Raw genomic sequence first — 26,121 nt, forward strand, 5'->3', positions numbered from 1 at the left:
AAACCTTTCGGAAAGGCGTTCAGACGGCATACCGTATCGAAGGAATGCCGTCTGAAATATGGGAAGGATGGTTTATTGTGCGTCGTGCTCAAACAGGCGTTTACGCGCCAATGCTTCAAACTCGGTGCCTGCTTTGCCGTAATTGGCGAAAGGATGAATGGCGATGCCGCCGCGCGGTGTGAACTCGCCGAATACTTCGATGTATTTCGGATCCATCAGGGCAATGAGGTCTTTCATGATGATGTTGACGCAGTCTTCATGAAAATCGCCGTGGTTGCGGAAGCTGAAGAGGTAGAGTTTCAGGGATTTGCTTTCCACCATTTTGATGTGCGGAATGTAGCGGATGTAGATGGTGGCGAAGTCGGGCTGCCCGGTCATGGGGCAGAGGCTGGTGAACTCTGGGCAGACGAATTTGACGAAATAGTCGTTGTCGGGATGTTTGTTGTCGAATGCTTCGAGAATTTCAGGCGCGTAGCCGGTCGGATATCGGGTTTTCTGATTACCCAAAAGCGAGATGCCTTGCAGCTCTTCGGTATTGCGGGACATAGGGTTTCCTTAGTTTTTTAGTGTGGGAGGTTTTCGAACCACGGGGCGGCGATTGTAATATAAGCGGCGGTATCTGTGTAGTTTTCTTCAGACGGCATGGTTTGGACGGCGGCGTTTTCCGTGTCATATATAGTGGATTAACAAAAACCAGTACGGCGTTGCCTCGCCTTAGCTCAAAGAGAACGATTCTCTAAGGTGCTGAAGCACCAAGTGAATCGGTTCCGTACTATTTGTACTGTCTGCGGCTTCGCCGCCTTGTCCTGATTTTTGTTAATCCATTATATAAACGAAATATATTTTCAGTTTTGCCGCCTGAAGCGTTGTTTTTTGAATATTGCATCTAAAATACTGACTTGATTGCGTTATTGCGCGGATATAGAATCTGCTTCCTATTGAAAGAACATTGTTTATATGAAATCAGGAAATTCGGAACCCAATCTTATGGATACGCACACGGACGAAACAAAACTTCAAAACACGCAAGCCAAACGCAAACGCCGCCTGACGGCATTGACGCTGCTGTTCGCGCTTGCCGCCGCAGCCGCCGGGTCGGCGTTTTTTTTATGGTGGCAGCACGAAGAGGAAACGGAAGACGCTTATGTTGCCGGACGCGTGGTTCAGGTTACGCCGCAAAAGGGCGGTACGGTGCGGAAGGTTTTGCACGACGATACGGATGCCGTGAAAAAAGGCGACGTGCTGGCGGTATTGGACGACGATAATGATGTGCTGGCTTACGAGCGGGCAAAAAACGAGCTGGTTCAGGCGGTGCGGCAAAACCGCCGGCAAAATGCCGCCACTTCGCAGGCGGGGGCGCAGGTTGCCTTGCGCCGGGCGGATTTGGCACGCGCACAGGATGATTTGCGCCGCCGGTCTGCTTTGGCGGAATCGGGCGCGGTGTCCGCCGAAGAGCTGGCACACGCCCGTGCGGCAGTGTCTCAGGCGCAGGCGGCGGTCAAAGCGGCTTTGGCGGAAGAATCTTCGGCACGTGCGGCTTTGGGCGGTCAGGTTTCTTTGCGCGAACAGCCGGCGGTTCAGACGGCAATCGGCAGGTTGAAAGATGCGTGGTTGAACCTTCAGCGGACGCAAATCCGCGCGCCGGCGGACGGTCAGGTGGCGAAGCGTTCGGTGCAGGTCGGGCAGCAGGTGGCGGCAGGCGCGCCGCTGATGGCGGTGGTGCCGCTGTCGGATGTGTGGGTGGATGCTAATTTTAAAGAGACGCAGTTGCGGCATATGAAAATCGGACAGCCTGCCGAGCTGGTGTCCGATTTGTACGGCAAACAAATTGTTTATCGCGGCAGGGTGGCAGGTTTTTCGGCAGGTACGGGCAGCGCGTTTTCGCTGATTCCGGCGCAAAACGCAACGGGCAACTGGATTAAAGTGGTGCAGCGCGTCCCCGTCCGTATCGTGCTGAACCGCGAAGATGTGGACAGGCATCCGTTGCGTATCGGTTTGTCGATGACGGTTAAAGTGGATACTTCCGCCGCAGGCGCGCCTGTTTCAAAAACGCCGGGTGCGGCATTGCCGGAAATGGAAAGTACCGACTGGTCGGAAGTCGATCGGACGGTCGATGAAATCCTCGGGCAATCCGCGCCCTGATGCCGTCTGAAACGGAGGACACAATGGATTATCCACCGCTTAAGGGTGCGGCATTGGCGTGGGTTACGCTGTCTTTGGGGCTTGCCGTATTTATGGAAGTTTTAGATACGACTATCGCCAATGTCGCCGTTCCCGTCATCGCCGGCAACCTCGGTGCGGCAACCACGCAGGGGACGTGGGTCATTACTTCTTTTGCTGTGGCAAACGCCGTTTCCGTGCCGTTAACGGGCTTTTTGGCAAAACGTATCGGCGAGGTCAAATTGTTTACCGCCGCCGCTGTCGGTTTCGTCATCACATCGTGGCTGTGCGGTATTGCCCCCAACCTTCAGTCGCTGGTTGTTTTCCGCATCTTGCAGGGCTTTATCGCCGGGCCGCTGATTCCCTTGTCGCAAAGCCTGTTAATGGCATCCTATCCGCCCGCAAAACGGACGCTGGCACTGGCATTGTGGGCAATGACCGTCGTTGTCGCCCCTGTTCTCGGGCCGATACTCGGCGGCTGGATTTCCGGAAACTGGCATTGGGGTTGGATTTTCTTCATTAATATCCCTATCGGTATCATATCGGCATGGATTACATGGAAACATTTGAAATGTCGGGAAACGGAAACCGTTAAAATGCCGACCGACTATGTCGGGCTTACATTGATGGTAGTCGGTATCGGCGCGTTACAGATGATGTTGGACAGGGGTAAGGAACTCGACTGGTTCGCCTCTGGAGAAATCATTACCTTGGGCGTAGTCGCACTGGTGTGCTTGTCGTATTTTATTGTTTGGGAATTGGGAGAAAAATATCCGATTGTCGATTTATCGCTGTTTAAAGATCGGAATTTTACCGTCGGCATCATTGCCACATCATTGGGTTTTATGGTGTATATGGGGACGCTGACCCTGCTGCCGTTAGTGTTGCAGACCAACCTGGGCTATACCTCCACGTGGGCGGGGCTTGCCGCCGCGCCCGTCGGCATCCTGCCCGTCTTCCTGTCTCCGTTAATCGGCAGGTTCGGCAATAAAATCGATATGCGCCTGCTCGTAACCGCCAGCTTCCTGACCTTTGCCTTCACTTTCTATTGGCGCACCGATTTTTATGCCGACATGGATATCGGCAACGTCATCTGGCCGCAGTTTTGGCAGGGAGTAGGCGTTGCCATGTTCTTCCTGCCGCTGACTACCATCACACTGTCGCACATGAAGGGCGGGCAGATTGCCGCCGCCGGCAGCCTGTCGAATTTCCTGCGCGTGCTGATGGGCGGTGTCGGCGTATCCGTCGTCAGCACCCTGTGGGAACGGCGCGAAGCGTTGCACCACACGCGCTTTGCCGAACACATCACGCCCTATTCCGCAACATTGCACGAAACGGCCGCTCATTTGTCCCAGCACGGCGTTTCCGACATTCAAACCCTAGGCATCATCAACAATACCATTACCCAGCAGGGTTTTATTATCGGCTCGAACGAAATCTTTATGGCGGGCAGCTTGTTATTCATTATCATGATACCCGTCATATGGCTGGCAAAACCGCCGTTCCACAACGGCGGCGGTGGTGGACATTGAGGGATTTGAAAACTTGAAATGCCGTCTGAAAATACTGGAAATATGTTCGGACGGCATTTTGAATGCAGCAGTTCCCGAAATCCGCTATAATCGCGCCCCATCTGTTTCGCACCTGCAAACGTTCCACAGATGCGACAATCGGAAGGATTATCCGCGCAAAACAGCCGTTTTTCTTTAAAACACTTGAACTAACACTGTTTTTCGTGGTATAAATCGCGTTTTACTATTTTAGAAGTTTGGAGACTGATTATGGCACGAGTTTGCAAAGTGACCGGCAAACGCCCGATGTCCGGCAACAACGTATCGCACGCCAACAACAAAACCAAACGCCGTTTTTTGCCCAACTTGCAATCACGTCGTTTTTGGGTAGAAAGTGAAAACCGCTGGGTTCGCCTGCGCGTTTCCAACGCTGCACTGCGTACCATCGACAAAGTAGGCATTGATGTCGTATTGGCTGATTTGCGTGCTCGCGGCGAAGCTTAATTTAAACACTATTTAATTAAGGATTACTGCAATGCGCGATAAAATCAAACTGGAATCCAGTGCAGGTACTGGTCACTTCTACACCACTACCAAAAACAAACGCACTATGCCCGGCAAATTGGAAATCAAAAAATTTGACCCAGTTGCCCGCAAACACGTAGTGTATAAAGAAACTAAACTGAAATAATTTCAGTTTGAAAGCAAAGCCTCCGACTGCTCGGAGGCTTTGTTATTTTTATCGTGTTTCCTTTCCGCTTGAAACATCTGCCGTATGCGAATCTGCTGCAAACCGTCTGCCAAGGATAGAGAACGATTCTCTAAGGTGCTGAAGCACCAAGTGAATCGGTTCCGTACTATTTGTACTGTCTGCAGCTTCGTCGCCTTGTCCTGATTTTTGTTAATCCACTATAATACAAAAATGCCGTCTGAAACGTTTCAGACGGCATTTCGGCAGTTTTCAACCGGTCAGTTGTTTGGTAATCAGTTTTTTCAGCGGCGGGAAGTTGTTGCCGGCACGCAATACCAAACCGCGCAGCAGTTTTGCCGGCGCGGTCTCATTGGTAAACAGTTTCAGCATCATATTGGTTCCGTGATAAAGCGGCTGGGCATGCAGCATATGTTTGCTGCTGTATTTTTCCAACAAGGAAGCCGCGCCGATGTCCTGACCGCGCTGCTCGGCTTCGAGTATCAGTTTTGCCAAAATATCTGCGCTGGACAGACCCAAGTTGAAACCGTGTGCGGTAACGGGGTGCATACCGACAGCCGCATCGCCGATCAGCGCGCTGCGTTTGCCGTAGAAACGTTTGGCAATCATACCGACAAGGGGGTAATGGTGGATGCTGCTGACCAATTCCATATCGCCGAGCCTGCCCTTGAGCTGTTCTTTTACGCTTGCCGCCAATTCTTCGGGCGAAAGGTTTTGAACGCTGTTGATTTTATCGGTATCGACGGTAATGACGGTATTGGTCAGGTGTTCTTCCAGCGGCAGCAGTGCGATGGTGCGCCCGTAATGGAAGCATTCGTAAGCGGTATGTTGGTTGGAAAGAGTATGTTTCATGCGGCAGACGAACATGGTTCGGCTGTAGTCGTGCATATCTGAAGAAATGCCGAGTTGTCGGCGGGTTTGCGAAAAACGGCTGTCTGCCGCCAAAAGCAGGCGGGCGGTCAGGATTTTGCCGTTTTCTAAAATGACTTGTGCTTCGTTGTCAGATGTTTTGACTTCTTTAACGGCCGTATCGGTCAGAATGGTAATGTTGTCGAGTTGGGATACGACTTCGTAGGCAGCGCGGCGGATATTGTGGTTGGAAATCAGATAGCCCAAACAGTCGGCAGGCTCGCCGCGCGCCTCGGTCGGTTGGGGAAAGTGGAGCTGGTAGTCGGAACGTCCGTTCAGCACTTTGGCATCGCGCAAAGGGTAGATTTCGTTTTCGGGAATTTTGTCCCACATACCCAAACGCTGCATGATTTCGCGGGAAAAATGGGTCAGGGCGATTTCGCGTCCGTCATATGGAGGATTTTGCAGAACAGTCAGTGGGCTGCGTTCGATCAGGGTAACTTTCAAACCGCTGCCGGCAAGTTCGGCTGCAAAACTTAAACCCGCCGGGCCTGCGCCGACGACGAGGATGTCGCTGTGTAAACTCATAAAATATCCTTTGCATAGACGGATGCCGATGATTTCAGACGGTATTTGTAAGGGTTTGAATGCCGTTTGAACTATCTGTAACAGATAGGCGATTATATCAAAACCCACTGTTGAAGAAATATGCAGGGGAGGGTGTATGCGGATTTTTACTTTCAGCTTAATGTGTATCAAATCGGGTGTGGGGTATGTATAGTGGATTAAATTTAAACCAGTACGGCGTTGCCTCGCCTTGCCGTACTATTTGTACTGTCTGCGGCTTCGTCGCCTTGTCCTGATTTTTGTTAATCCACTATAAAAAGCCGCATCGTGAAAAGATGCGGCTTCAGGTATCGGTTGGATTATTCTTCAGAACCGGTGTAAGGACGGATGCTGACAGTTTTACGGTTCAGCGCGCCTTTGGTTTTGAATTCGACATAACCGTCAACTTTGGCGAACAAAGTGTGGTCTTTGCCCATACCTACGTTGTCGCCTGCGTGGAATTTGGTACCGCGTTGGCGTACGATGATGGAACCTGCGGGAATCAGCTCGTTGCCGTAGGCTTTAACGCCCAAGCGTTTGGCTTCTGAATCGCGACCGTTGCGGGTGCTGCCGCCTGCTTTTTTACTTGCCATTTGTAATGCTCCTAAGTTTTAAGGTTAGGCGATTGCCACGATTTCGATTTGGGTGAAATTTTGGCGGTGGCCTTGGCGTTTTTGGTAGTGTTTGCGGCGGCGCATTTTGAAGATGCGGACTTTTTCGCCACGACCGTGTGCCACTACTTTAGCCGTTACTTTTGCACCTTCGATAAAGGGTGCGCCAACTTTTACAGATTCGCCGTCAGCAATCATCAAAACTTCGGTCAGTTCGATTTGGCTGTCGAGTTCGGCTGGTATCTGTTCTACTTTCAATTTTTCGCCGACGGAAACTTTATACTGTTTGCCGCCGGTTTTTACGACCGCGTACATACTCAACTCCATAAGGGTTATGGTTAATATCCGCACACCATTGTGCGGAACTCGGCATTGTATTGTTATTTGCCTGTTTTGTCAAAGTTTGCGCGGTTCGGATAACCATATGCCGTCTGAAAAGATGTACCCTGATGGCTTTGCTGATATAATTGCCCGCTATTTGAATCAGCTTTCAAGCGGTATCTGCCGTTTGACGGAAACGTAAACCTGAGAGTCTGCCATGCTCGAGAATCTGCCCTATTTCCAGCGACATCTGCCTGAAGACCTTGCCAAAGTCAATGAAGTCATCAACCGTGCGGTGCAATCCGATGTCGCACTGATTTCGCAAATCGGTACATATATCATCAGCGCGGGCGGCAAACGCCTGCGTCCGATTATGACGATTTTGGCGGGTAAGGCGGTCGGTTATGATGACGAGAAACTGTATTCGCTGGCGGCGATGGTCGAGTTTATCCACACTTCCACCCTCCTGCACGACGATGTCGTCGATGAAAGCGATTTGCGCCGTGGGCGGGCAACGGCAAACAATCTGTTCGGCAATGCGGCGGCTGTGTTGGTTGGCGACTTTTTATACACGCGCGCCTTTCAACTGATGGTTGCCTCGGGCAGTATGCGCGTTTTGGAAGTGATGGCGGATGCAACCAACATTATTGCCGAGGGCGAAGTCATGCAGCTGATGAACATCGGCAATACGGACATTACCGAAGAACAATATATCCAAGTCATCCAATATAAAACGGCAAAATTGTTTGAAGCTGCCGCTCAAGTCGGCGCAATTTTGGGCAAGGCTTCCCCCGAACACGAACGGGCGTTGAAAGACTACGGTATGTATGTCGGTACGGCATTCCAAATTATTGACGATGTGCTGGACTATTCTGGCGAAACCGAAGAAACCGGCAAAAACGTCGGCGACGATTTGGCGGAAGGAAAACCGACTTTGCCTTTGATTTATCTGATGCGTCAGGGTTCCGAACAGGTTGCGAACGATGTGCGTACTGCTTTGGAAAATGCAGATCGCAGCTATTTTGAGAAAATCCACGATTATGTCGTCCGTTCGGATGCGTTGGCATATTCGATAGGCGAGGCGCGCAAAGCAGTCGATTGTGCCGTTACCGCCTTGGATGCCCTGCCCGACAGCGAAGTGAAGGATGCCATGATTCAGCTGGCGAAGGAATCTTTGGTCAGGGTGTCTTGAGGCGATGAATTTCAGTTTTGCTCCCCTGTTTCTGGTTACGCTGATTCTGTTGGGGGTGGTCAGCAACAACAATTCGATTACCATCTCGGCAACCATATTGCTGCTGATGCAGCAGACGGCATTGATACAGTTTGTCCCGTTGGTCGAGAAGCACGGGTTGAATCTCGGTATCATTCTTTTGACCATAGGGGTTTTGAGTCCGTTGGTTTCAGGAAAGGCGCAGGTTCCTCCCGTTGCCGAATTTTTGAATTTTAAAATGATATCCGCCGTTTTTATCGGGATTTTCGTGGCTTGGCTGGCGGGACGCGGCGTGCCTTTGATGGGACAGCAGCCTGTTTTAATTACAGGGCTGTTAATCGGGACGGTTATCGGGGTGGCATTTATGGGCGGTATCCCTGTCGGGCCGCTGATTGCGGCCGGCATCTTGTCTTTTGTCGTCGGAAAGGGTTAAAATCTCCTTTTCATTTCGGCTCGCCATAGTTCAACGGATAGAACGTATGCCTCCTAAGCGTAAAATACAGGTTCGATTCCTGTTGGCGAGGTTTGACGATTTGCATTTGTCTGTTTCCCGTGTTGCGGGAAGTTTCCGATATAAGGCCTTTCAGTGTTGGAGGGCTTTTTTGCCATCTGAAAACTTTTTCTTCCTGCTTGAAAAACCGACCTTTAGGACGGTAGAATCATGAAATGATTTTCAGGCTTCGTAAAAGATGTTCCGGCTTGGAAATCTGTTGTTTTATGATATAGTGGATTAAATTTAAATCAGGACAAGGCGACGAAGCCGCAGACAGTACAGATAGTACGGCAAGGCGAGGCAACGCCGTACTGGTTTAAATTTAATCCACTATAAAAGCTGTACAGGTATAACAATGAATAAATTTGGGGATAAGGTCGTATGAGCGTAGGTTTGCTGAGGATTCTGGTTCAAAACCAGGTGGTTACTGTTGAGCAGGCCGAGCATTACTACAATGAGTCGCAGGCGGGTAAGGAAGTGTTGCCGATGCTGTTTTCAGACGGTGTCATTTCGCCCAAGTCGCTTGCGGCATTGATTGCGAGGGTGTTCAGTTATTCGATTCTTGATTTGCGTCATTATCCGCGCCACAGGGTGCTGATGGGGGTGTTGACGGAGGAGCAGATGGTGGAGTTCCACTGTGTGCCGGTTTTCCGTCGGGGCGACAAAGTATTTTTTGCGGTTTCCGATCCGACACAGATGCCGCAAATTCAGAAAACCGTTTCTGCCGCAGGGATTGAGGTTGAGTTGGTCATTGTCGAGGATGACCAGTTGGCGGGTTTGCTCGATTGGGTGGGTTCGCGTTCGACATCGCTGCTTCAGGAGCTTGGGGAGGGGCAGGAGGAAGAGGAAAGCCACACCCTGTATATCGACAACGAGGAGGCAGAAGACGGCCCTGTTCCGAGGTTTATCCATAAGACTTTGTCGGATGCCTTGCGCAGCGGGGCATCGGACATCCATTTCGAGTTTTACGAACACAATGCCCGTATCCGTTTCCGTGTGGACGGGCAGCTCCGCGAGGTGGTTCAGCCGCCCATTGCGGTAAGGGGGCGGCTTGCTTCCCGGATTAAGGTAATGTCGCGTTTGGACATTTCCGAAAAACGGATACCGCAGGACGGCAGGATGCAGCTGACCTTTCAAAAGGGCGGCAAGCCTGTCGATTTCCGTGTCAGCACATTGCCGACGCTGTTTGGCGAAAAGGTCGTGATGCGGATTTTGAATTCCGATGCCGCGTCTTTGAACATCGACCAGCTCGGTTTTGAGCCGTTTCAGAAAAAATTGTTGTTGGAAGCGATTCACCGTCCCTACGGGATGGTGCTGGTAACCGGTCCGACGGGTTCGGGTAAGACGGTGTCGCTCTATACCTGTTTGAATATTTTGAATACGGAGTCGGTAAATATTGCAACGGCGGAAGACCCTGCCGAGATTAACCTGCCGGGCATCAATCAGGTTAACGTCAATGATAAGCAGGGTCTGACTTTTGCCGCTGCTTTGAAGTCTTTCCTGCGTCAGGACCCGGACATCATTATGGTCGGTGAGATTCGTGATTTGGAAACTGCCGATATTGCGATTAAGGCGGCACAAACAGGGCATATGGTGTTTTCCACCCTGCACACCAATAATGCGCCGGCGACGTTGTCGCGTATGCTGAATATGGGTGTCGCGCCGTTTAATATTGCCAGTTCGGTCAGCCTGATTATGGCGCAGCGTCTTTTACGCAGGCTGTGTTCGAGCTGCAAACAGGAAGTGGAACGCCCGTCTGCCTCTGCTTTGAAGGAAGTCGGCTTCACCGATGAGGACCTTGCAAAAGATTGGAAACTTTACCGCGCCGTCGGTTGCGACCGTTGCCGGGGGCAGGGTTATAAGGGGCGTGCGGGCGTGTATGAGGTTATGCCCATCAGCGAAGAAATGCAGCGTGTGATTATGAACAACGGTACGGAAGTGGATATTTTGGACGTTGCCTATAAGGAGGGTATGGTGGATTTGCGCCGGGCCGGTATTTTGAAAGTTATGCAGGGCATTACTTCATTGGAAGAGGTAACGGCAAATACCAACGATTAGGTTTGAGAATGAAAATGCCGTCTGAAGCGTGTTTGTTTCAGACGGCATTTGACTTTCAGGGTGTTTGCCGGGAAGGCGGGGCGGTCAGCGGTATGCCATGTCGGGTTCGGATATTTCCGGCAAACTTTCCGTTTGGCCGGAAACCGTATATTTCCCGTCTGCCCATCCGCTCAAGTCGATCAGTTTGCAGCGTTGCGAACAGAAGGGGCGGAATGCGTTTTCGGGTTCCCATACTACTGCTGTTTGACAGGTCGGACATTTGACTTGAAGGCGTGTTTGCCGCGATTCAGTCATTGTGTTTTCCTTGTGTTGGTTTTGAGGCGAAAATCCCTGAATAAAACGCGTGCAGGCGCATTGTTTTCTCACGCAGGCTTTTGAGGCTGCCGTCATTGAGCAGCACATCGTCTGCAAGCAGCAGGCGTTCGGATTCGGATGCCTGATGGCTGATGATGTCCGCCACCTCGCCGCGCGTCAGCCCGCTGCGGGCCATCACCCTGCCGATACGTTTTTCCAAAGGTGCGCTTATGGTCAGGACACGCCGTATCAGGCTGATAAATTGACGCTTTTCCGTCAGCAGCGGAATTTCGACAATGCCGTAAGCCGCATCGGTAAAGGTTTCTTGCTGTTTTTTGATTTCTGAGAAAATCAGCGGCAACATCACGGATTCGAGCAAGGCTTTTCGCGATGGGGAGGCAAAGACTTCTTTACGCAATATGTCGCGTCGCAACAAACCCTGTGTGTCGAAAACGGTGTCGCCGAACAGCCGCCTGATTTCCGGCAGGGCGATGCCGTCTGAAGCCGTCAGCGAGTGCGCCGCCGCATCCGCATCGATACGCGGTACGCCCAAATCGGCAAAACATTGCGCGGCTGCCGATTTGCCGCTGCCGATTCCGCCGGTCAGTCCGACCCATACCGTCATCTTACAGCACCGGATGGGTCAGCCACCAGTTGACCGCCCGCCATACGGAATCGTTTGCTGTAAAAATTATCCAGCCCGAAACTGTCAGTGCGGGGCCGAAGGCAAAATGCTGCCCCTTGGCGACGCGCATAACGATTGCCGCGACCAAACCGATCAGCGAGGAAACAAAAATCAGCACGGGCAATGCGGATATGCCGAGCCACGCGCCCAATGCGGCAATCAGTTTGAAATCTCCGTTGCCCATACCGATTTCGCCTTTAATCAGTTTATATACCGCGCATAAAAGCCATATCGAACCATAGCCGGCAACCGCACCTAAAACGGCAGACTGCAAAGGCACGAAGCCGCCGTCCAAATTAAATATCAGCCCCAGCCAAATCAAGGGTAATGTCATCGAGTCGGGCAGGTATTGGGTGTCCGCATCGATAAAGGTCAGGGAAATCAGAAACGCGGTCAGTATCAAACCGCCCAATGTAATCCAAGACCAGCCGTATTGCCAGGCAACCAGCCCGAACAATACGCCGGTCAGCAGTTCGATTAAGGGATAGCGTATGCTGATTTTGGTTTGGCAGGAGGCGCATTTGCCGCGCAGGAGCAGGTAGCTGACAATCGGGATGTTCTGCCACGCGCGTATCGGCACGCGGCATTTGGGACAGCAGGAATCCGGTTTCATCAGGTTGAAGGTACGGCTTTCCTCTTCGGTCAGCGGCAGGTTTAAATATTCTTTGGCAAATACCGTCCAGCCGCGTTCCATCATGACCGGCACGCGGTAAATGACGACATTTAAGAAACTTCCGACCAGCAGCCCGAACACCGCTGTCAAAGGCACGGCAAACGGCGACAATACAGACAAATCAGACATATTTTGTTCTCAATGTATTCAAAACAAAAACAAACCGGCGCAGAGCGAATCCGCGCCGGATCTGTGCGGCAAATCAGGCGACCACGTTGCCCAAATTAAACAGCGGCAGATACATGGCGACCAGAAGCGTGCCGATGACCAAGCCTAAAATCACGATAATGATCGGCTCCATCATAGCGGACAGCCTGCCGACCGCATTGTCCACCTCGTCTTCGTAAAATTCGGCGGCTTTGTTGAGCATATCGTCCAAAGAACCCGATTCCTCGCCGATGGAAGACATCTGCAACATCATATTGGGGAACAGTTCCGTCGCACGCATCCCCGAAGTCATAGACAAACCTTGGATGACGCGCGTACGGATTTCCCGGGTGGCTTCTTCATAGATTAAATTGCCCGCCGCGCCGGCAGTGGAGTCCAATACATCGACCAAAGGCACGCCTGCCGCAATCAGCGTCGCCGTCGTCCTGCCCCAGCGGGCAATCGTCCCTTTGCGGACAATGTCTCCGAAAATCGGCATACGCAGCAGTATGGCATCCATACGCCGTTGGATTTTAATCGAACGCGCCTTCAATTTAAGGAAGCCGTATATGGCAAAGCCCAGTGCGATCAGCACCATCCAGCCGTATGAGACGAAAAAGTCGGACATATCCATCACTGTTTGGGTCAGTGCGGGAAGCTCCGCGCCCATATTGGCGTAAACTTCTTTAAAGGCGGGCAGTACGAAAATCATCATCACGAATACCAAACCGATGGCGACGGCGATGACGGATACCGGATAGGTCAGTGCGGTTTTTACCTTTTTGCGGATGGCCTGGGTTTTTTCTTTGTAAATTGCCAATTTGTCCAGCAGGCTTTCCAATACGCCGCCCGTTTCGCCCGCCGCAACCAGATTGCAGTAGAAGCGGTCGAAATATTTTGGGTGGTTTGAGAATGCGCGGCTCAACGAGCTGCCCTGTTCCACTTCGCCTCGGATTTCCATCAGCATTTCCGTCATAGACGGGTTGCCGTGTCCGCGCGCCACGATTTCAAATGCCTGCATCAGCGGCAGGCCCGCTTTAATCATCGTGGACAGCTGGCGGGTGAAAACGGTGATGTCTTCTTGTGTGATTTTGCGCTTGGAGCTTGTTTTCACACGGGTAATCTGCAACGGGCGGATGCCGCGTTTTGCCAGTTTTTTGCGCACCTCTTCTTCGGTAAACGCGGATACTTCGCCGTTGACCAGTTTGTCGGAGGCGGAATGCCTGCCTTCAAAGATAAAGCGTTTTTCTTTCTTTGCGAACAAAGAAAATCCTCCGTTTTTAGCCATATTCTAGCCCCGTAAAGTAATTGGAATAAAATGTAAGAAACATCGTTAAAAAACAGTACCGGCGTGTTCCCGGTAAGATGAAAACCGCCGACATCCCGCCTGCGGGCGGCAAACGGGACAGAATCGGATGCGATTATACCTTATTTAGGCGGCTGTCCGGCATTTATGCGTACACAATAAATCTTGCAGGATATTGTTGCGGGTCAAATGCCGGCCGGAGGGTATAGTGAATTAACAAAAACCGGTACAGCGTTGGCTCGCCTTAGCTCAAGAGAGAACGATTCTCTAAGGTGCTGAAGCACCAAGTGAATCGGTTCCGTACTATTTGTACTGTTTGCGGCTCGCCGCCTTGTCCTGATTTTTGTTAATTCACTATATTTTCGCCATATGGAAATAAGGTGCTATTGGACGCGGCGGGCGGTGTTCCGGAGATTCGCCAAAGCCGCTGCCGTTTGTTAAACTACATTCTGCTACATTTTAATCCGGTTCTGAAAAATCAAGGAAAACAGATGAATGCTTTTACCCGTGCATGGTATGCGCTCGAACGCCATTATCAGGATACGCGTCATGTCCTTTTGCGCGACCGCTTTGCCTGCGAACCCGACCGTTTTGAGCGTATGCATGAGCGTTTGGACGGGATGTTGTTCGATTACAGCAAAAACCGTTTGGGCGAAGATACGCTGCAACTGCTCTGCCGTCTTGCGGAGACGGCGGATTTGGAAGGGAAAATGCGTGCTTTGCGGACGGGTGCGAAAGTCAACGGCAGCGAGGGGCGTGCCGCGCTGCATACGGCTTTGCGCCTACCCGACGGTGCGGATGCCGTTTATGCGGACGGCAGGGACGTGTTGCCCGAAATCCGCCGCGAGTTAAATCGTGCGTTGGAGTTTGCACACAGTTTGGACGACGGTTCGTATCAGGGGACAACCGGAAAACGGATTACGGATTTTGTCCACATCGGCATAGGCGGATCCGACCTCGGGCCGGCAATGTGCGTGCAGGCACTTGAGCCGTTCAGACGGCATATCACCGTCCATTTTGCCGCCAACGCCGATCCTGCCTGCCTGGATGCGGTTTTATGCCGTCTGAACCCCGAAACGACAGTGTTTTGCGTTGCCAGCAAGTCCTTCAAAACACCGGAAACCCTGCTCAATGCACAGGCAGTCAAGGCGTGGTATCGCGGTGCGGGGTTCTCGGAATCCGAAACGGGATGTCATTTTTGCGCGGTATCTGCCGATACGGAAGCGGCGCAAAGTTTCGGCATTGCGGCGGAACGCGTGTTTGCGATGTACGACTGGGTGGGCGGACGCTATTCCGTCTGGTCGTCCGTCGGTTTGCCCGTGATGGTTGCGGTCGGCGGGGCGCGTTTCCGCGAGTTGTTGGCGGGGGCGCACGCGATGGACAGCCATTTTTTCCACACGCCGCCGCGCCGCAACATTCCCGTTCTGATGGCACTGATTGCCGTGTGGTATAACAATTTCCAGCACGCGGACGGGCAGACCGCCGTTCCGTACAGCCACAACCTGCGCCTGCTGCCGGCGTGGCTGAACCAGCTCGATATGGAGAGTTTGGGCAAAAGCCGCGCTTCAGACGGCAGTCCCGCCGTGTGCAAAACGGGCGGCATCGTGTTCGGCGGTGAAGGGGTCAACTGCCAGCACGCCTATTTCCAACTGCTTCATCAAGGCACGCGCCTGATTCCCTGCGACTTTATCGTCCCGATGACGGCGCAGGGCGTGGAGGAAGGACGCAGCCGTTTTACCGTTGCCAACGCCTTTGCACAGGCTGAAGCCCTGATGAAAGGCAAAACCTTGGACGAAGCACGCGCCGAATTGGCAGATTTGCCCGAAGCGGAACGCGAACGCCTCGCGCCGCACAAAGAGTTCCCCGGCAACCGCCCCAGCAACAGCATCCTGCTCGACCGCCTCACGCCCTACAATCTGGGTATGCTGATGGCGGCTTACGAACACAAAACCTTTGTGCAGGGTGTAATTTGGGACATCAATCCCTTCGATCAGTGGGGGGTTGAGTACGGCAAACAGTTGGCGAAAACCATCATCGGCGAACTGGAAGGCGGCACGTCCGTACACGATGCCTCGACCGAAGGGCTGATGGCGTTTTACCGTGAATGCCGTCTGAAAGGCGTCGGCGCGGCATAAAAGTACCGCCGCCGTTCTGTATTGATTCGGGTGCGGAAAAGGCAATACCTGCCGCCCGCCCGATTCCGAAACGCCAATGTTCGGCAACCGCCCGCGTATTGCTGACGAATATGCGTTTGCGTGGCACAATAGCGCATTCATTTCAAATGAACATACTGCTTGAAAATACCGGCAAGCGTCCCACGAAACATCTCACATAAGGAAACATTATGTCTTTGCAAAACATTATCGAAACCGCCTTTGAAAACCGCGCGGACATCACCCCGTCCACTGTTGCTCCCGAAGTTAAAGAAGCCGTGTTGGAAACCATCCGCCAACTCGATTCCGGCAAACTGCGCGTTGCCGAACGTTTGGGCGTGGGCGAATGGAAAGTCAACGAATGGGCGAAAAAAGCCGTGTTGCTGTCCTTCCGCATCCAAGACAACGAAGTCCTCAACGACGGCGTGAACAAATACTTCGACAAAGTGCCGACCAAGTTTGCCGATTGGTCTGAAGACGAGTTCAAAAACGCAGGCTTCCGCGCCGTTCCGGGTGCGGTTGCCCGACGCGGCAGCTTTGTTGCCAAAAATGTCGTGCTGATGCCGTCTTATGTCAACATCGGCGCATACGTTGACGAAGGCGCGATGGTTGATACTTGGGCGACCGTCGGCTCTTGCGCGCAAATCGGTAAAAACGTCCACTTGAGCGGCGGTGTCGGCATCGGTGGCGTACTCGAACCCCTGCAAGCCAGCCCGACCATTATTGAAGACAACTGCTTCATCGGTGCGCGTTCTGAAATCGTTGAGGGCGTGATTGTCGAAGAAGGCAGCGTGATTTCGATGGGCGTGTTCATCGGTCAATCCACCAAAATCTTCGACCGCACCACCGGCGAAATCTACCAAGGCCGCGTACCGGCAGGTTCGGTCGTCGTGTCCGGCAGTATGCCTTCCAAAGACGGCAGCCACAGCCTTTACTGCGCCGTCATCGTCAAACGCGTGGACGCGCAAACCCGTGCGAAAACCAGCGTGAACGAATTGTTGCGCGGCATCTGATGCCTTAAACCGTATTTGAAACGTCCGATGCCGTCTGAAATCCGCTTCGGACGGCATTGCCGTTTGCATGCTGCAACGTGAAAACACAGAAACAGGGACAATTTGCTATAATCAACGGTTTAGAACGAACCGAACACTATTTGAAGGATACAAAATGGGTTTTCTGCAAGGCAAAAAAATTCTGATTACCGGCATGATTTCCGAGCGTTCCATCGCTTACGGCATCGCCAAAGCCTGCCGCGAACAAGGCGCGGAACTGGCGTTTACCTACGTTGTGGACAAACTGGAAGAGCGCGTCCGCAAAATGGCGGCGGAATTGGATTCCGAACTCGTATTCCGCTGCGATGTTGCCAGCGACGACGAAATCAACCAAGTGTTCGCCGATTTGGGCAAACATTGGGACGGCTTGGACGGTTTGGTGCATTCCATCGGCTTCGCACCGAAAGAAGCCTTGAGCGGCGACTTCCTCGACAGCATCAGCCGCGAAGCGTTCAACACCGCACACGAAATTTCCGCATACAGCCTGCCCGCATTGGCAAAAGCCGCCCGTCCGATGATGCGCGGCAGAAACTCCGCCATCGTTGCCCTGAGCTACTTGGGCGCGGTGCGCGCGATTCCGAATTACAACGTGATGGGTATGGCAAAAGCCAGCCTTGAGGCAGGCATCCGCTTTACCGCCGCCTGTCTGGGCAAAGAAGGCATCCGCTGCAACGGCATTTCCGCCGGTCCGATCAAAACGCTCGCCGCCTCCGGCATTGCCGATTTCGGCAAACTCTTGGGACACGTCGCCGCCCACAATCCGCTGCGCCGCAACGTTACCATCGAAGAAGTCGGCAATACCGCCGCCTTCCTGCTGTCCGACCTGTCGTCCGGCATTACCGGCGAAATCACTTACGTTGACGGCGGTTACAGCATCAATGCCTTGAGCACCGAGGGATAATCCGCCGTTTTCAAATCCGTGCGCCGTCCGTGCCACATATCGGTTTCGGGCGGCGTTTTGCCGTCTGAAGCGTATTTCTAGGGAAATGCCCGACTTACGGCAGGCGGGATGGGAAATGCGGACGCTTGTTTTAACCGATTGCCTTTGTGCCGACTTGCTGCAGGTGCAGCGGAAACGGTTCGGATGCGAAAATGCCGTCTGAAACGCCAAACGGGTTTCAGACGGCATTTTTTATTTAAAGCATCAGCACACTTCAACCAGCCAGCCGTATTTGTCTTCCGCCAAACCATACTGGATGTCGGTAATCGCCTTACGGATGGCATAGCCGCGTTCTTGGCTTTTCACTTCGATTTCTTTGCCGCCGATGACGAAGGAAGTAACGGGCGAGATGACGGCTGCCGTACCGGTCAGAATCGCCTCCGCACCGTTTTCCACAGCAGCTTTCAGTTCGTCAACCGTGAAATTACGTTCGCTGACGGTATAGCCCAAATCTTTGGCAACCGTCAGTACGGAATCGCGGGTTACGCCGTGCAAAAACTCGTCGGTCAGCGGTTTGGTAATGATTTCATCGCCGTTAATCAGGATAAAGTTGGACGCGCCGGTTTCCTGCACGTCGCCGTTCGGGCAGAAGAGGACTTGGTTTGCGCCGTATTCGGCTTTCGCCTTCAGCACCCAGTGCATGGCGGAAGCGTAGTTGCCGCCGCATTTGACGCGGCCCATATGCGGGGCGCAGCGGATGTGTTCGGTTTCCACTAAAATTTTGACGGGCGAGCCGACTTTGAAATAGTCGCCGACGGGGGAAGCCAAAATATACAGCAGGGCGGTTTCGGAAGGAGAACCGGCCTTGCCGATGACGGGATCGGTACCGATTAAGGTCGGGCGCAGGTACAGGGCGGCAGGCGCGTCGGGAATTTCATCGGCGGCACGTTTGACCAGTTCGACCAAAGCATCGAGATAGGCTTGGGTTTCGGGGCGGGGCAGGTGCAAAATGTCCGCACTTTGCCGCATACGCGCGATATTGGCAGTCGGACGGAACAGTACGATTTTACCGTCTGCCTGACGGAAGGCTTTCAGTCCCTCGAAACATTCGCTGCCGTAGTGCAGGGCGTGCGCGCCCGGTGCGAGGGAGAGGTCTTGGGAAGATTGCCATTCGGTCGGCTGCCATTTGCCTTCGCGGTAGGCGAGGACGGGCATTTGACTGTGAAAAACGCTGCCGAATACGGCGGGTACGGGTCTGCTCATGATGTAAAGCCTTTCTTATTCTGATATGTTTCAATGAACGGTTTGAATTTGAAGATTGTAAAGATACGCCTGCAAACAGGGTTTTGACAAGTGCGCGGCGGGTTTTTCTGTCGATGCGGTGTCCAATCCGTTATTTTTCAAATGGAAAGGAACGGTGTATTTGGTAAAATTGTCGGCAATCGCATACTCCGTATGTCGTCCGAACACGCTGCCGCATCCTATCCGAAACCGTGCAAATCGTTTAAACTAGCGCAATCTTGGTTCAGAGTGCGAAGCTGTCCGGGCGGCGTTTTTATTTACGGAGCAAACATGAAACTTATCTATACCGTCATCAAAATCATTATCCTGCTGCTCTTCCTGCTGCTTGCCGTCATTAATACGGATGCCGTTACCTTCTCCTACCTGCCCGGACAGAAAGTCGATTTGCCGCTGATTGTCGTATTGTTCGGCGCATTTGTAGTCGGTATTGTTTTTGGAATGTTTGCCTTGTTCGGACGGTTGTTGTCGTTACGTGGCGAGAACGGCAGGTTGCGTGCCGAAGTAAAGAAAAATGCGCGTTTGACGGGGAAAGAGCTGACCGCACCACCGGCGCAAAATGCGCCCGAATCTGCCAAACAGCCTTGAGAAAGCCGATATGGACAATGAATTGTGGATTATCCTGCTGCCGATTATCCTTTTGCCCGTTTTCTTCGCGATGGGCTGGTTTGCCGCCCGTGTGGATATGAAGACTGTATTAAAGCAGGCAAAAAGCATACCGTCGGGATTTTATAAAAGTCTGGATGCCTTGGTTGACCGCAACAGCGGACGTGCCGCCAGGGAATTGGCAGAGGTCATTGATCAGCAGCCTCAGTCATACGACCTAAACCTCACCCTAGGCAAGCTTTACCGTCAGCGTGGCGAAAACGACAAAGCCATCAACATACACCGGACAATGCTCGATTCTCCCGATACGGTCGGCGAAAAGCGCGCGCGCGTCCTGTTTGAATTGGCGCAAAACTACCAAAGTGCGGGGTTGGTCGATCGTGCCGAACAGATTTTTTTGGGGCTGCAAGACGGTAAAATGGCGCGTGAAGCCAGACAGCACCTGCTCAATATCTACCAACAGGACAGGGATTGGGAAAAAGCGGTTGAAACCGCCCGGCTGCTCAGCCATGACGATCAGACCTATCAGTTTGAAATCGCCCAGTTTTATTGCGAACTTGCCCAAGCCGCGCTGTTCAAGTCCAATTTCGATGTCGCGCGTTTCAATGTCGGCAAGGCACTCGAAGCCAACAAAAAATGCACCCGTGCCAACATGATTTTGGGCGACATCGAACACCGACAAGGCAATTTCCCTGCCGCCGTCGAAGCCTATGCCGCCATCGAGCAGCAAAACCATGCATACTTGAGCATGGTCGGCGAGAAGCTTTACGAAGCCTATGCCGCGCAGGGAAAACCTGAAGAAGGCTTGAACCGTCTGACAGGATATATGCAGACGTTTCCCGAACTTGACCTGATCAATGTCGTGTACGAGAAATCCCTGCTGCTTAAGTGCGAGAAAGAAGCCGCGCAAACCGCCGTCGAGCTTGTCCGCCGCAAGCCCGACCTCAACGGCGTGTACCGCCTGCTTGGTTTGAAACTCAGCGATTTGGATCCGGCTTGGAAAGCCGATGCCGATATGATGCGTTCGGTTATCGGACGGCAGCTACAGCGCAGCGTGATGTACCGGTGCCGAAACTGCCACTTCAAATCACAAGTCTTTTTCTGGCATTGTCCTGCCTGCAACAAATGGCAGACGTTTACGCCAAACAAAATCGAAGTTTAACCACTACCGAGAGGAACACAAAAATGCGCTTACTCCATACTATGCTCCGCGTGGGCAATCTCGAAAAATCCCTCGATTTCTACCAAAACGTTTTGGGTATGAAACTGCTCCGCCGAAAAGATTATCCCGAAGGCAGATTTACCCTTGCCTTCGTCGGTTACGGCGACGAAACCGACAGCACGGTTTTGGAACTGACGCACAACTGGGATACGGAACGATACGACTTGGGCAACGCCTACGGACACATCGCGGTTGAAGTGGACGATGCCTACGAAGCCTGCGAACGTGTGAAGCGGCAGGGCGGAAACGTCGTCCGCGAAGCCGGCCCGATGAAACACGGCACAACCGTGATAGCCTTCGTCGAAGACCCCGACGGATACAAAATCGAGTTCATTCAAAAGAAAAGCGGTGACGATTCGGTTGCCTATCAAACTGCCTGATACCGCCGCCGCCAATGCCGTCTGAAGCCTTTAGGGGTTTCAGACGGCATTTTGTTGCCGTCGGCCTGCTGTTTGAGCCTGTGCCGGTTCAAACTTTATCCGTTACACCGATAAGGCAAAAAAAGATGCCGTCTGAAACGGCATCCTTGATCTGCGAAAGGGCAGTTGGGAATCAAATACCCAATTCCTGCGCCAATGCTTGGGCACGTTTGAGTACGTCGCCTTCCGCTTCTTCCAGCAATTTCTGCACTGTCTCGGCAGCGGCATCGCGGTCGCCGATTTCGAGATACATTTCGGCAAGGTCGTATTTCGCTTCGGAAGGCGCGTCAGAACCTACAGATTCCGAAGGGAAACTGGTATCTGCATTATTTGGGATATTTTCTTCCGAGAGGTAGATGCTCCAATCTACCGTTTCCTCCTCGCCGTCTTTCAGGAAGTCGGGCAAAGCGTCTGCTTCAGAGGTGTTGGAATCAGGCGTTTCCAAAGTGATTTCCGCTGCATTTTCCTCAACGGCCGGTGCTTCAGCAGGTTGCAACAGTGCGGACAAATCATCGGCAACGGTTTCCGCTGCATTTTCCTCAACGGCAGGTACTTCAGAAGGTTGAAGTAATGCGGACAAATCGTCTGCGGTGGCGTTGAAATCAGGTATTTCGGCAACGGTTTTCGTTACATTTTCCTCAACGGACGGTGCTTCGGCAGGTTGAAGCAATGCGGACAAATCGTCTGCGGCGGCGTTGAAATCGGGCGTTTCAGGCGCAGTTTCCGCGACGGCATCGGTTTCGTACACTTTCAGGAAATCGTGCAACTCTTCCGGTGTTTGGACTTCGGCAACTGTTTTTTCCAAGATGGTTTCGGGCGAGGAAGCCTTCAGGAAGCCTGCCAGTCCGGAGGGTGAGGCAGGTTTTGCGGAAGCTGTTTCTTCTGTGCCGATATGGTTGTTTGAGGGCAGGTTGTCGGAGAAATCGGTATCGACGGTTTCCGGTTTGTTTTCGGCAGTTTGGGCGACAGATTCCGGTTCGGGCGTGTCGATGACGATTTCGACAGGGTTGTACGGGTTGAAGGTCTCGGGCTCGTACACGCTGTCTGTGGATTCGATGGCGTTCCAATCGGCATCCGCGCGTTTTTGGGTTTCTTCATCCTGCGTAAGTGCGCCGGATAAAATGCCGTTTTGCGCGGCTGCCAGGCTGTCGAAATCCAAGTCGATGCGGTTGGAAGGCGTATCGGTTTCGACATCGAACGTTTGTTTTGCCGATAACTCTTCTTCAGATTCCCCATCTAAGGCAAGTGTGTCGTTTACATCGTTTTTCGGAGCGGGTTCGGGCGTTGCCGGAGTTTCGACTTCGGCAAAGGTGATTTCTATGCCGTCGTCTGCCGCGTCGTCAAGGTCAGGCTCTTCCTCAGGGACGGATTCTTCGGTACGGCGCGCGCGTTTGGATTGGGCAAGGCGCAAAAGCAGCAGCAGGGCGATCAATGCCGCGCCTCCGCCGGCAAGCAGCAAGGTGTACGAACCGCCGAACAGACCGTCAAACAGTCCGCTTTCGGTTTCTTCTTCGGCAGAAACCTGTTCGACAGGTTCGGAAACGGCGTTACCGGTTTCGTCGGTCGGCGTGTCGATGGCAGAAGCGGCGGCTTCTTGGGGGGCGGATTCGGCAGCGGTTTCCGATGCGGCAGTATTTGCAGCGGGTACAGGTTCGGGTCGAACGGCCGGTTTTTCCGCTTTTGCTTCGGGCGCGGCAACTTTTGCTTCAGGTTTTTCAACCGGTTTCTCTACCGTTGCCTGTTTGGACGGTTCGGACGGCATGGATGCGGTTTCGGCTTTGGGTTTCGCCGTTTGCGGTTTGGGTTGTTCCGCTTTGATCCTGTTCAGATTCGGAATGTGAAGCACGCTGCCCGCACGCAGTCTGCCGTGTGCGGAAACATTTGGGTTTGCCTTCAGCAGCGCATCGGCAACCTGTTCGAGCGTCAGGTGTTTCGGGCGGATGGCGGCGGCAATCTGTTTGACCGTTTCGCCTTTGCGGACGGTATGGGTTTTGCCGTTGTATGCCGGTTTGACGGCTGCGTTCGCGCTGTCTTTTTTATCGGTTTTGCGGAGGGCTTTGGCGTTTTGATTTTCTTGGGACTCTGCTGTCGGAGCGGTTTTGCGGTGTGTCTTGCCGTCTGAAAGTGCAGATTTGGTTTTGGGCGAGTAGCCGACAGGATCGAGGATGGCGGTGTATTCGCGTACCTGTGCGCCTGCGCCGATGCGGAACACCAGGACGGGATCGCGGACTGCCTGTTCGGAAGAAACGGCAATGACGGCTTTGTCGCCCAACTTGTGGACTTTGGCGGTCAGGCCTTTTTCGGAAACGGTAACGCTGCCGCCGCCTAGCAGGGCTTTGGCTTCTTCGCCGGTTACGGTAATGCTGCCGGAAAAGGGTTCGTCAAGGTTGGACTGGATATTCAGTCCGCCCAGTCCAGCATGTGCCTGAAAGGATGCGGCAACTGCGACGGAGGCGGCAATCAGTTTGATTTGTCTGTTGTTTTTCAAGATGTATCCCCTGTGGGTTGGCGGCTGAATACGGTTTGACCGCGTACAGTCTGTAAATTTCGTCATCATCGGGCATCGGCGGGGCAGTCGGCCGGCGGGCATTTAATATGTGAATGTACCGACCGCCGCCACATTTTAAACGGCAATCATTCGCCGTTTTTACAAATTATGACATATCTCCATCTTTTTTCAAAAACATCTGTGCATATTTGCATCAATCAAAACAAAATTTGTTGGTTTTGCAGGTGCAAAAACAGGGTTCTGCCTGTATGATTAGCGTTTATTTGATTTGCTTTCTCATTTGGATATGAAATTCGTCAGCGACCTTTTGTCCGTCATCCTGTTTTTCGCCACCTATACCGTTACCAAAAACATGATTGCCGCAACGGCGGTCGCCTTGGTTGCCGGTGTGGTTCAGGCGGCTTTTCTGTATTGGAAATATAAAAAGCTGGATACGATGCAGTGGGTCGGACTGGTGCTGATTGTGATATTCGGTGGCGCAACCATTGTTTTGGGCGACAGCCGCTTCATTATGTGGAAGCCGAGCGTTTTGTTTTGGCTGGGCGCGCTGTTCCTGTGGGGCAGCCACCTCGCCGGTAAAAACGGCTTGAAGGCGAGTATCGGCAGGGAGATTCAGCTTCCGGATGCCGTATGGGCGAAATTGACGTATATGTGGGTCGGTTTCCTGATTTTTATGGGTATCGCCAACTGGTTTGTGTTTACCCGGTTCGAGTCGCAATGGGTCAACTATAAAATGTTCGGCTCGACTGCACTGATGCTTGTTTTCTTTATTATTCAGGGTATTTATCTGAGTACCTGTCTGAAAAAGGAGGATTGACTGTGGAATATTTTATGTTGCTGGCAACAGACGGGGAGAATGTGTATGAAGCGCGTATGGCGGCACGTCCCGAACACCTCAAACGGCTGGAGACGCTGAAGTCGGAAGGCCGGCTGTTGACGGCAGGCCCGAATCCTTTGCCGGAGGACTCCAACCGCGTTTCGGGCAGTTTGATTGTGGCGCAGTTCGAGTCTTTGGATGCGGCAGAGGCGTGGGCGGAAGACGATCCCTATGTTCATGCAGGCGTGTACAGCGAAGTGCTGATCAAGCCGTTTAAAGCGGTGTTCAAATAATGCCGGCCGTCGATTTGATCCGCGAACGCCTGCAGACGCTCGATCCGCTGGTGTTGGAAATCGGCGATGAGAGCCATCTGCACAAAGGACACGCGGGCAATACCGGCGGCGGACATTATGCCGTTTTGGTCGTCAGCGGCCGTTTTGAAGGCGTAAGCCGCCTGAACCGCCAGAAAACGGTCAAATCGCTGCTCAAAGATTTGTTTTCAGACGGCATCATCCACGCGCTCGGCATCCGGGCGGCTGCCCCTGACGAGTATTTCCATACGGCGGACTGAATGAAGTCTGCCCGAACATTTCAATTTAAAATTTAAAGAGAGAAGATTATGAAAGCAAAAATCCTGACTTCCGTTGCACTGCTTGCCTGTTCCGGCAGCCTGTTTGCCCAAACGCTGGCAACCGTCAACGGTCAGAAAATCGACAGTTCCGTCATCGATGCGCAGGTTGCCGCATTCCGTGCGGAAAACAGCCGTGCCGAAGACACGCCGCAACTGCGCCAATCCCTGCTGGAAAACGAAGTGGTCAACACCGTGGTCGCACAGGAAGTGAAACGTCTGAAACTCGACCGGTCGGCAGAGTTTAAAAATGCGCTTGCCAAATTGCGTGCCGAAGCGAAAAAGTCGGGCGACGACAAGAAACCGTCCTTCAAAACCGTTTGGCAGGCGGTAAAATATGGCTTGAACGGCGAGGCATACGCGCTGCATATCGCCAAAACCCAACCGGTTTCCGAGCAGGAAGTAAAAGCCGCATATGACAATATCAGCGGTTTTTACAAAGGTACGCAGGAAGTCCAGTTGGGCGAAATCCTGACCGACAAGGAAGAAAATGCAAAAAAAGCGGTTGCCGACTTGAAGGCGAAAAAAGGTTTCGATGCCGTCTTGAAACAATATTCCCTCAACGACCGTACCAAACAGACCGGCGCGCCGGTCGGATATGTGCCGCTGAAAGATTTGGAACAGGGTGTTCCGCCGCTTTATCAGGCAATTAAGGACTTGAAAAAAGGCGAATTTACGGCAACGCCGCTGAAAAACGGCGATTTCTACGGCGTTTATTATGTCAACGACAGCCGCGAGGTAAAAGTGCCTTCTTTTGATGAAATGAAAGGACAGATTGCCGGCAACCTTCAGGCGGAACGGATTGACCGTGCCGTCGGTGCACTGTTGGGCAAGGCAAACATCAAACCTGCAAAATAATTCTGAAAACGGGATACGGCGGCAAGACGTTCAGACAGGCGTTTT

28 protein-coding genes, 1 tRNA gene, 1 pseudogene and 1 riboswitch are annotated in these 26,121 nt (G+C 52.7%); of the genes and pseudogenes, 19 read left to right on the top strand and 11 right to left on the bottom strand.

Features of this window, described 5'->3' with window-relative positions:
- Positions 1 to 72: 72 nt before the first annotated feature.
- Positions 73 to 546, bottom strand: a complete 474-nt coding sequence (gene queF / locus IUJ45_RS07895; protein WP_002228968.1) for a preQ(1) synthase — start codon at positions 544 to 546, stop codon at positions 73 to 75.
- Between the two features lie 3 nt (positions 547 to 549).
- Positions 550 to 594: riboswitch (PreQ1 riboswitch) on the bottom strand.
- Positions 595 to 987: 393 nt separating this feature from the next.
- On the opposite strand from queF, the gene farA reads away from it, so the two are divergent.
- The 4 genes from farA (at position 988) to rpmG (ending at position 4,362) form a co-directional block, all read left to right on the top strand.
- Positions 988 to 2,142 carry a fatty acid resistance MFS efflux transporter adaptor subunit FarA gene (gene farA / locus IUJ45_RS07900; RefSeq protein ID WP_002224866.1) on the top strand — a complete coding sequence of 385 codons (1,155 nt, stop codon included), beginning with the start codon at positions 988 to 990 and terminating at the stop codon, positions 2,140 to 2,142.
- A gap of 23 nt (positions 2,143 to 2,165) precedes the next feature.
- A complete protein-coding gene (gene farB / locus IUJ45_RS07905; RefSeq protein ID WP_002236670.1) occupies positions 2,166 to 3,692 on the top strand; it encodes a fatty acid resistance MFS efflux transporter permease subunit FarB in 1,527 nt (508 codons plus the stop codon).
- A 249-nt stretch (positions 3,693 to 3,941) separates the two neighbouring features.
- Complete coding sequence (gene rpmB, locus IUJ45_RS07910; protein WP_002216391.1) at positions 3,942 to 4,175, top strand: 50S ribosomal protein L28; 234 nt, start codon at positions 3,942 to 3,944, stop codon at positions 4,173 to 4,175.
- 31 nt (positions 4,176 to 4,206) lie between these two features.
- Positions 4,207 to 4,362 carry a 50S ribosomal protein L33 gene (gene rpmG, locus IUJ45_RS07915; RefSeq protein WP_002212306.1) on the top strand — a complete coding sequence of 52 codons (156 nt, stop codon included), beginning with the start codon at positions 4,207 to 4,209 and terminating at the stop codon, positions 4,360 to 4,362.
- Positions 4,363 to 4,632: 270 nt separating this feature from the next.
- Here the strand turns inward: rpmG and ubiM are convergent, their stop codons facing one another.
- From ubiM to rplU, 4 genes and pseudogenes are all read right to left on the bottom strand, one after another.
- The gene (ubiM, locus tag IUJ45_RS07920; RefSeq protein ID WP_002239495.1) at positions 4,633 to 5,817 is read right to left on the bottom strand and encodes a 5-demethoxyubiquinol-8 5-hydroxylase UbiM; all 1,185 of its coding nucleotides are present in this window, start codon (positions 5,815 to 5,817) and stop codon (positions 4,633 to 4,635) included.
- Positions 5,818 to 5,980: 163 nt separating this feature from the next.
- Positions 5,981 to 6,103 (bottom strand): annotated as a pseudogene (locus IUJ45_RS11240) (IS5/IS1182 family transposase); the annotation flags it as partial.
- A gap of 52 nt (positions 6,104 to 6,155) precedes the next feature.
- Entirely contained in the window at positions 6,156 to 6,428 is a 273-nt protein-coding gene (rpmA, locus tag IUJ45_RS07925) for a 50S ribosomal protein L27 (protein WP_002212328.1), read from the bottom strand.
- Positions 6,429 to 6,452: 24 nt separating this feature from the next.
- On the bottom strand, positions 6,453 to 6,761 hold the full coding sequence (gene rplU, locus IUJ45_RS07930; protein WP_002216394.1) for a 50S ribosomal protein L21: 309 nt from the start codon (positions 6,759 to 6,761) through the stop codon (positions 6,453 to 6,455).
- Between the two features lie 223 nt (positions 6,762 to 6,984).
- On the opposite strand from rplU, the gene ispB reads away from it, so the two are divergent.
- The 4 genes from ispB (at position 6,985) to pilB (ending at position 10,528) form a co-directional block, all read left to right on the top strand.
- On the top strand, positions 6,985 to 7,959 hold the full coding sequence (gene ispB, locus IUJ45_RS07935; RefSeq protein ID WP_002216396.1) for an octaprenyl diphosphate synthase: 975 nt from the start codon (positions 6,985 to 6,987) through the stop codon (positions 7,957 to 7,959).
- 4 nt (positions 7,960 to 7,963) lie between these two features.
- On the top strand, positions 7,964 to 8,410 hold the full coding sequence (locus IUJ45_RS07940; RefSeq protein WP_002233503.1) for a DUF441 domain-containing protein: 447 nt from the start codon (positions 7,964 to 7,966) through the stop codon (positions 8,408 to 8,410).
- 19 nt (positions 8,411 to 8,429) lie between these two features.
- A tRNA-Arg gene (locus IUJ45_RS07945) sits at positions 8,430 to 8,501 on the top strand.
- A gap of 350 nt (positions 8,502 to 8,851) precedes the next feature.
- Positions 8,852 to 10,528 carry a type IV-A pilus assembly ATPase PilB gene (pilB, locus tag IUJ45_RS07950; RefSeq protein WP_082308679.1) on the top strand — a complete coding sequence of 559 codons (1,677 nt, stop codon included), beginning with the start codon at positions 8,852 to 8,854 and terminating at the stop codon, positions 10,526 to 10,528.
- Between the two features lie 84 nt (positions 10,529 to 10,612).
- Here pilB and IUJ45_RS07955 read toward each other — a convergent pair whose 3' ends face one another.
- The 4 genes from IUJ45_RS07955 to pilG form a co-directional block, all read right to left on the bottom strand.
- Positions 10,613 to 10,822: a DNA gyrase inhibitor YacG gene (locus IUJ45_RS07955; protein WP_002249247.1), complete on the bottom strand. Its 210-nt coding sequence runs from the start codon at positions 10,820 to 10,822 to the stop codon at positions 10,613 to 10,615.
- The gene (gene coaE / locus IUJ45_RS07960) at positions 10,815 to 11,447 is read right to left on the bottom strand and encodes a dephospho-CoA kinase (RefSeq protein WP_002226983.1); all 633 of its coding nucleotides are present in this window, start codon (positions 11,445 to 11,447) and stop codon (positions 10,815 to 10,817) included. Before coaE ends, IUJ45_RS07955 begins: the two co-directional genes overlap by 8 nt.
- A 1-nt stretch (position 11,448) precedes the next feature.
- Positions 11,449 to 12,309 carry a prepilin peptidase gene (locus IUJ45_RS07965; RefSeq protein ID WP_002226036.1) on the bottom strand — a complete coding sequence of 287 codons (861 nt, stop codon included), beginning with the start codon at positions 12,307 to 12,309 and terminating at the stop codon, positions 11,449 to 11,451.
- 73 nt (positions 12,310 to 12,382) lie between these two features.
- Complete coding sequence (gene pilG, locus IUJ45_RS07970; RefSeq protein WP_002248468.1) at positions 12,383 to 13,615, bottom strand: type 4 pilus assembly protein PilG; 1,233 nt, start codon at positions 13,613 to 13,615, stop codon at positions 12,383 to 12,385.
- Positions 13,616 to 14,124: 509 nt separating this feature from the next.
- Here pilG and pgi point away from each other — a divergent pair.
- The 4 genes from pgi to fabI all read left to right on the top strand — a co-directional run bounded on the left by pgi (position 14,125) and on the right by fabI (position 17,739).
- A complete protein-coding gene (pgi, locus tag IUJ45_RS07975; protein WP_002249249.1) occupies positions 14,125 to 15,768 on the top strand; it encodes a glucose-6-phosphate isomerase in 1,644 nt (547 codons plus the stop codon).
- Positions 15,738 to 15,968, top strand: coding sequence for a hypothetical protein (locus IUJ45_RS07980; RefSeq protein WP_002212338.1), 231 nt, complete (start codon positions 15,738 to 15,740; stop codon positions 15,966 to 15,968). Before pgi ends, IUJ45_RS07980 begins: the two co-directional genes overlap by 31 nt.
- A 9-nt stretch (positions 15,969 to 15,977) precedes the next feature.
- Positions 15,978 to 16,799 carry a 2,3,4,5-tetrahydropyridine-2,6-dicarboxylate N-succinyltransferase gene (dapD, locus tag IUJ45_RS07985; protein ID WP_002226039.1) on the top strand — a complete coding sequence of 274 codons (822 nt, stop codon included), beginning with the start codon at positions 15,978 to 15,980 and terminating at the stop codon, positions 16,797 to 16,799.
- Positions 16,800 to 16,953: 154 nt separating this feature from the next.
- Positions 16,954 to 17,739 carry an enoyl-ACP reductase FabI gene (fabI, locus tag IUJ45_RS07990; RefSeq protein ID WP_002223367.1) on the top strand — a complete coding sequence of 262 codons (786 nt, stop codon included), beginning with the start codon at positions 16,954 to 16,956 and terminating at the stop codon, positions 17,737 to 17,739.
- A 243-nt stretch (positions 17,740 to 17,982) separates the two neighbouring features.
- Here fabI and ilvE read toward each other — a convergent pair whose 3' ends face one another.
- Complete coding sequence (ilvE, locus tag IUJ45_RS07995) at positions 17,983 to 18,981, bottom strand: branched-chain-amino-acid transaminase (RefSeq protein WP_002224877.1); 999 nt, start codon at positions 18,979 to 18,981, stop codon at positions 17,983 to 17,985.
- A gap of 309 nt (positions 18,982 to 19,290) precedes the next feature.
- On the opposite strand from ilvE, the gene IUJ45_RS08000 reads away from it, so the two are divergent.
- From IUJ45_RS08000 to gloA, 3 genes are read left to right on the top strand one after another with little or no spacing between them, the layout of a single operon-like run.
- A complete protein-coding gene (locus tag IUJ45_RS08000; RefSeq protein WP_002216413.1) occupies positions 19,291 to 19,605 on the top strand; it encodes a LapA family protein in 315 nt (104 codons plus the stop codon).
- A 10-nt stretch (positions 19,606 to 19,615) separates the two neighbouring features.
- The gene (gene lapB / locus IUJ45_RS08005) at positions 19,616 to 20,785 is read left to right on the top strand and encodes a lipopolysaccharide assembly protein LapB (protein WP_002216415.1); all 1,170 of its coding nucleotides are present in this window, start codon (positions 19,616 to 19,618) and stop codon (positions 20,783 to 20,785) included.
- 23 nt (positions 20,786 to 20,808) lie between these two features.
- Positions 20,809 to 21,225, top strand: a complete 417-nt coding sequence (gene gloA, locus IUJ45_RS08010; protein WP_002216418.1) for a lactoylglutathione lyase — start codon at positions 20,809 to 20,811, stop codon at positions 21,223 to 21,225.
- Positions 21,226 to 21,397: 172 nt separating this feature from the next.
- On the opposite strand, the gene tspA is transcribed toward gloA, so the two are convergent.
- The gene (gene tspA, locus IUJ45_RS08015) at positions 21,398 to 23,752 is read right to left on the bottom strand and encodes a FimV/HubP family polar landmark-like protein TspA (RefSeq protein ID WP_192941096.1); all 2,355 of its coding nucleotides are present in this window, start codon (positions 23,750 to 23,752) and stop codon (positions 21,398 to 21,400) included.
- A gap of 307 nt (positions 23,753 to 24,059) precedes the next feature.
- Here tspA and IUJ45_RS08020 point away from each other — a divergent pair, with 307 nt between their 5' ends.
- Genes IUJ45_RS08020 through IUJ45_RS08035 form a run of 4 tightly spaced genes read left to right on the top strand, consistent with a single transcriptional unit; the run spans position 24,060 to position 26,076 of the window.
- Entirely contained in the window at positions 24,060 to 24,590 is a 531-nt protein-coding gene (locus tag IUJ45_RS08020) for a septation protein A (RefSeq protein WP_002216422.1), read from the top strand.
- Between the two features lie 2 nt (positions 24,591 to 24,592).
- Positions 24,593 to 24,883 (top strand): YciI family protein, encoded by a 291-nt coding sequence (locus tag IUJ45_RS08025; RefSeq protein WP_002216423.1) that lies wholly within the window; start codon positions 24,593 to 24,595, stop codon positions 24,881 to 24,883.
- Positions 24,883 to 25,161: a BolA family protein gene (locus IUJ45_RS08030; RefSeq protein WP_002212349.1), complete on the top strand. Its 279-nt coding sequence runs from the start codon at positions 24,883 to 24,885 to the stop codon at positions 25,159 to 25,161. The genes IUJ45_RS08025 and IUJ45_RS08030 overlap by 1 nt, the downstream gene beginning before the upstream one ends.
- Positions 25,162 to 25,209: 48 nt before the next feature.
- Complete coding sequence (locus tag IUJ45_RS08035) at positions 25,210 to 26,076, top strand: peptidyl-prolyl cis-trans isomerase (RefSeq protein WP_002212350.1); 867 nt, start codon at positions 25,210 to 25,212, stop codon at positions 26,074 to 26,076.
- The last annotated feature ends 45 nt before the right edge of the window (positions 26,077 to 26,121 follow it).

The sequence above is a fragment of the Neisseria meningitidis genome, from assembly GCF_022869645.1.
Lineage (GTDB): Bacteria > Pseudomonadota > Gammaproteobacteria > Burkholderiales > Neisseriaceae > Neisseria > Neisseria meningitidis.

What these genes read in the sequence shown, in the direction of transcription:
- IUJ45_RS08020 (WP_002216422.1), top strand. Translation starts at nt 24,060, where the DNA reads ATGAAATTCGTCAGCGACCTTTTGTCCGTCATCCTGTTTTTCGCCACC.
- pgi (WP_002249249.1), top strand. Translation starts at nt 14,125, where the DNA reads ATGAATGCTTTTACCCGTGCATGGTATGCGCTCGAACGCCATTATCAG.
- rpmG (WP_002212306.1), top strand. Translation starts at nt 4,207, where the DNA reads ATGCGCGATAAAATCAAACTGGAATCCAGTGCAGGTACTGGTCACTTC.
- IUJ45_RS07980 (WP_002212338.1), top strand. Translation starts at nt 15,738, where the DNA reads ATGCCGTCTGAAAGGCGTCGGCGCGGCATAAAAGTACCGCCGCCGTTC.
- IUJ45_RS07955 (WP_002249247.1), bottom strand. Translation starts at nt 10,822, where the DNA reads ATGACTGAATCGCGGCAAACACGCCTTCAAGTCAAATGTCCGACCTGT.
- lapB (WP_002216415.1), top strand. Translation starts at nt 19,616, where the DNA reads ATGGACAATGAATTGTGGATTATCCTGCTGCCGATTATCCTTTTGCCC.
- fabI (WP_002223367.1), top strand. Translation starts at nt 16,954, where the DNA reads ATGGGTTTTCTGCAAGGCAAAAAAATTCTGATTACCGGCATGATTTCC.
- dapD (WP_002226039.1), top strand. Translation starts at nt 15,978, where the DNA reads ATGTCTTTGCAAAACATTATCGAAACCGCCTTTGAAAACCGCGCGGAC.
- queF (WP_002228968.1), bottom strand. Translation starts at nt 546, where the DNA reads ATGTCCCGCAATACCGAAGAGCTGCAAGGCATCTCGCTTTTGGGTAAT.
- gloA (WP_002216418.1), top strand. Translation starts at nt 20,809, where the DNA reads ATGCGCTTACTCCATACTATGCTCCGCGTGGGCAATCTCGAAAAATCC.
- IUJ45_RS07965 (WP_002226036.1), bottom strand. Translation starts at nt 12,309, where the DNA reads ATGTCTGATTTGTCTGTATTGTCGCCGTTTGCCGTGCCTTTGACAGCG.
- IUJ45_RS07940 (WP_002233503.1), top strand. Translation starts at nt 7,964, where the DNA reads ATGAATTTCAGTTTTGCTCCCCTGTTTCTGGTTACGCTGATTCTGTTG.
- coaE (WP_002226983.1), bottom strand. Translation starts at nt 11,447, where the DNA reads ATGACGGTATGGGTCGGACTGACCGGCGGAATCGGCAGCGGCAAATCG.
- IUJ45_RS08030 (WP_002212349.1), top strand. Translation starts at nt 24,883, where the DNA reads ATGCCGGCCGTCGATTTGATCCGCGAACGCCTGCAGACGCTCGATCCG.
- rpmB (WP_002216391.1), top strand. Translation starts at nt 3,942, where the DNA reads ATGGCACGAGTTTGCAAAGTGACCGGCAAACGCCCGATGTCCGGCAAC.
- rpmA (WP_002212328.1), bottom strand. Translation starts at nt 6,428, where the DNA reads ATGGCAAGTAAAAAAGCAGGCGGCAGCACCCGCAACGGTCGCGATTCA.
- pilB (WP_082308679.1), top strand. Translation starts at nt 8,852, where the DNA reads ATGAGCGTAGGTTTGCTGAGGATTCTGGTTCAAAACCAGGTGGTTACT.
- rplU (WP_002216394.1), bottom strand. Translation starts at nt 6,761, where the DNA reads ATGTACGCGGTCGTAAAAACCGGCGGCAAACAGTATAAAGTTTCCGTC.
- farB (WP_002236670.1), top strand. Translation starts at nt 2,166, where the DNA reads ATGGATTATCCACCGCTTAAGGGTGCGGCATTGGCGTGGGTTACGCTG.
- ilvE (WP_002224877.1), bottom strand. Translation starts at nt 18,981, where the DNA reads ATGAGCAGACCCGTACCCGCCGTATTCGGCAGCGTTTTTCACAGTCAA.
- ispB (WP_002216396.1), top strand. Translation starts at nt 6,985, where the DNA reads ATGCTCGAGAATCTGCCCTATTTCCAGCGACATCTGCCTGAAGACCTT.
- farA (WP_002224866.1), top strand. Translation starts at nt 988, where the DNA reads ATGGATACGCACACGGACGAAACAAAACTTCAAAACACGCAAGCCAAA.
- ubiM (WP_002239495.1), bottom strand. Translation starts at nt 5,817, where the DNA reads ATGAGTTTACACAGCGACATCCTCGTCGTCGGCGCAGGCCCGGCGGGT.
- IUJ45_RS08000 (WP_002216413.1), top strand. Translation starts at nt 19,291, where the DNA reads ATGAAACTTATCTATACCGTCATCAAAATCATTATCCTGCTGCTCTTC.
- pilG (WP_002248468.1), bottom strand. Translation starts at nt 13,615, where the DNA reads ATGGCTAAAAACGGAGGATTTTCTTTGTTCGCAAAGAAAGAAAAACGC.
- IUJ45_RS08035 (WP_002212350.1), top strand. Translation starts at nt 25,210, where the DNA reads ATGAAAGCAAAAATCCTGACTTCCGTTGCACTGCTTGCCTGTTCCGGC.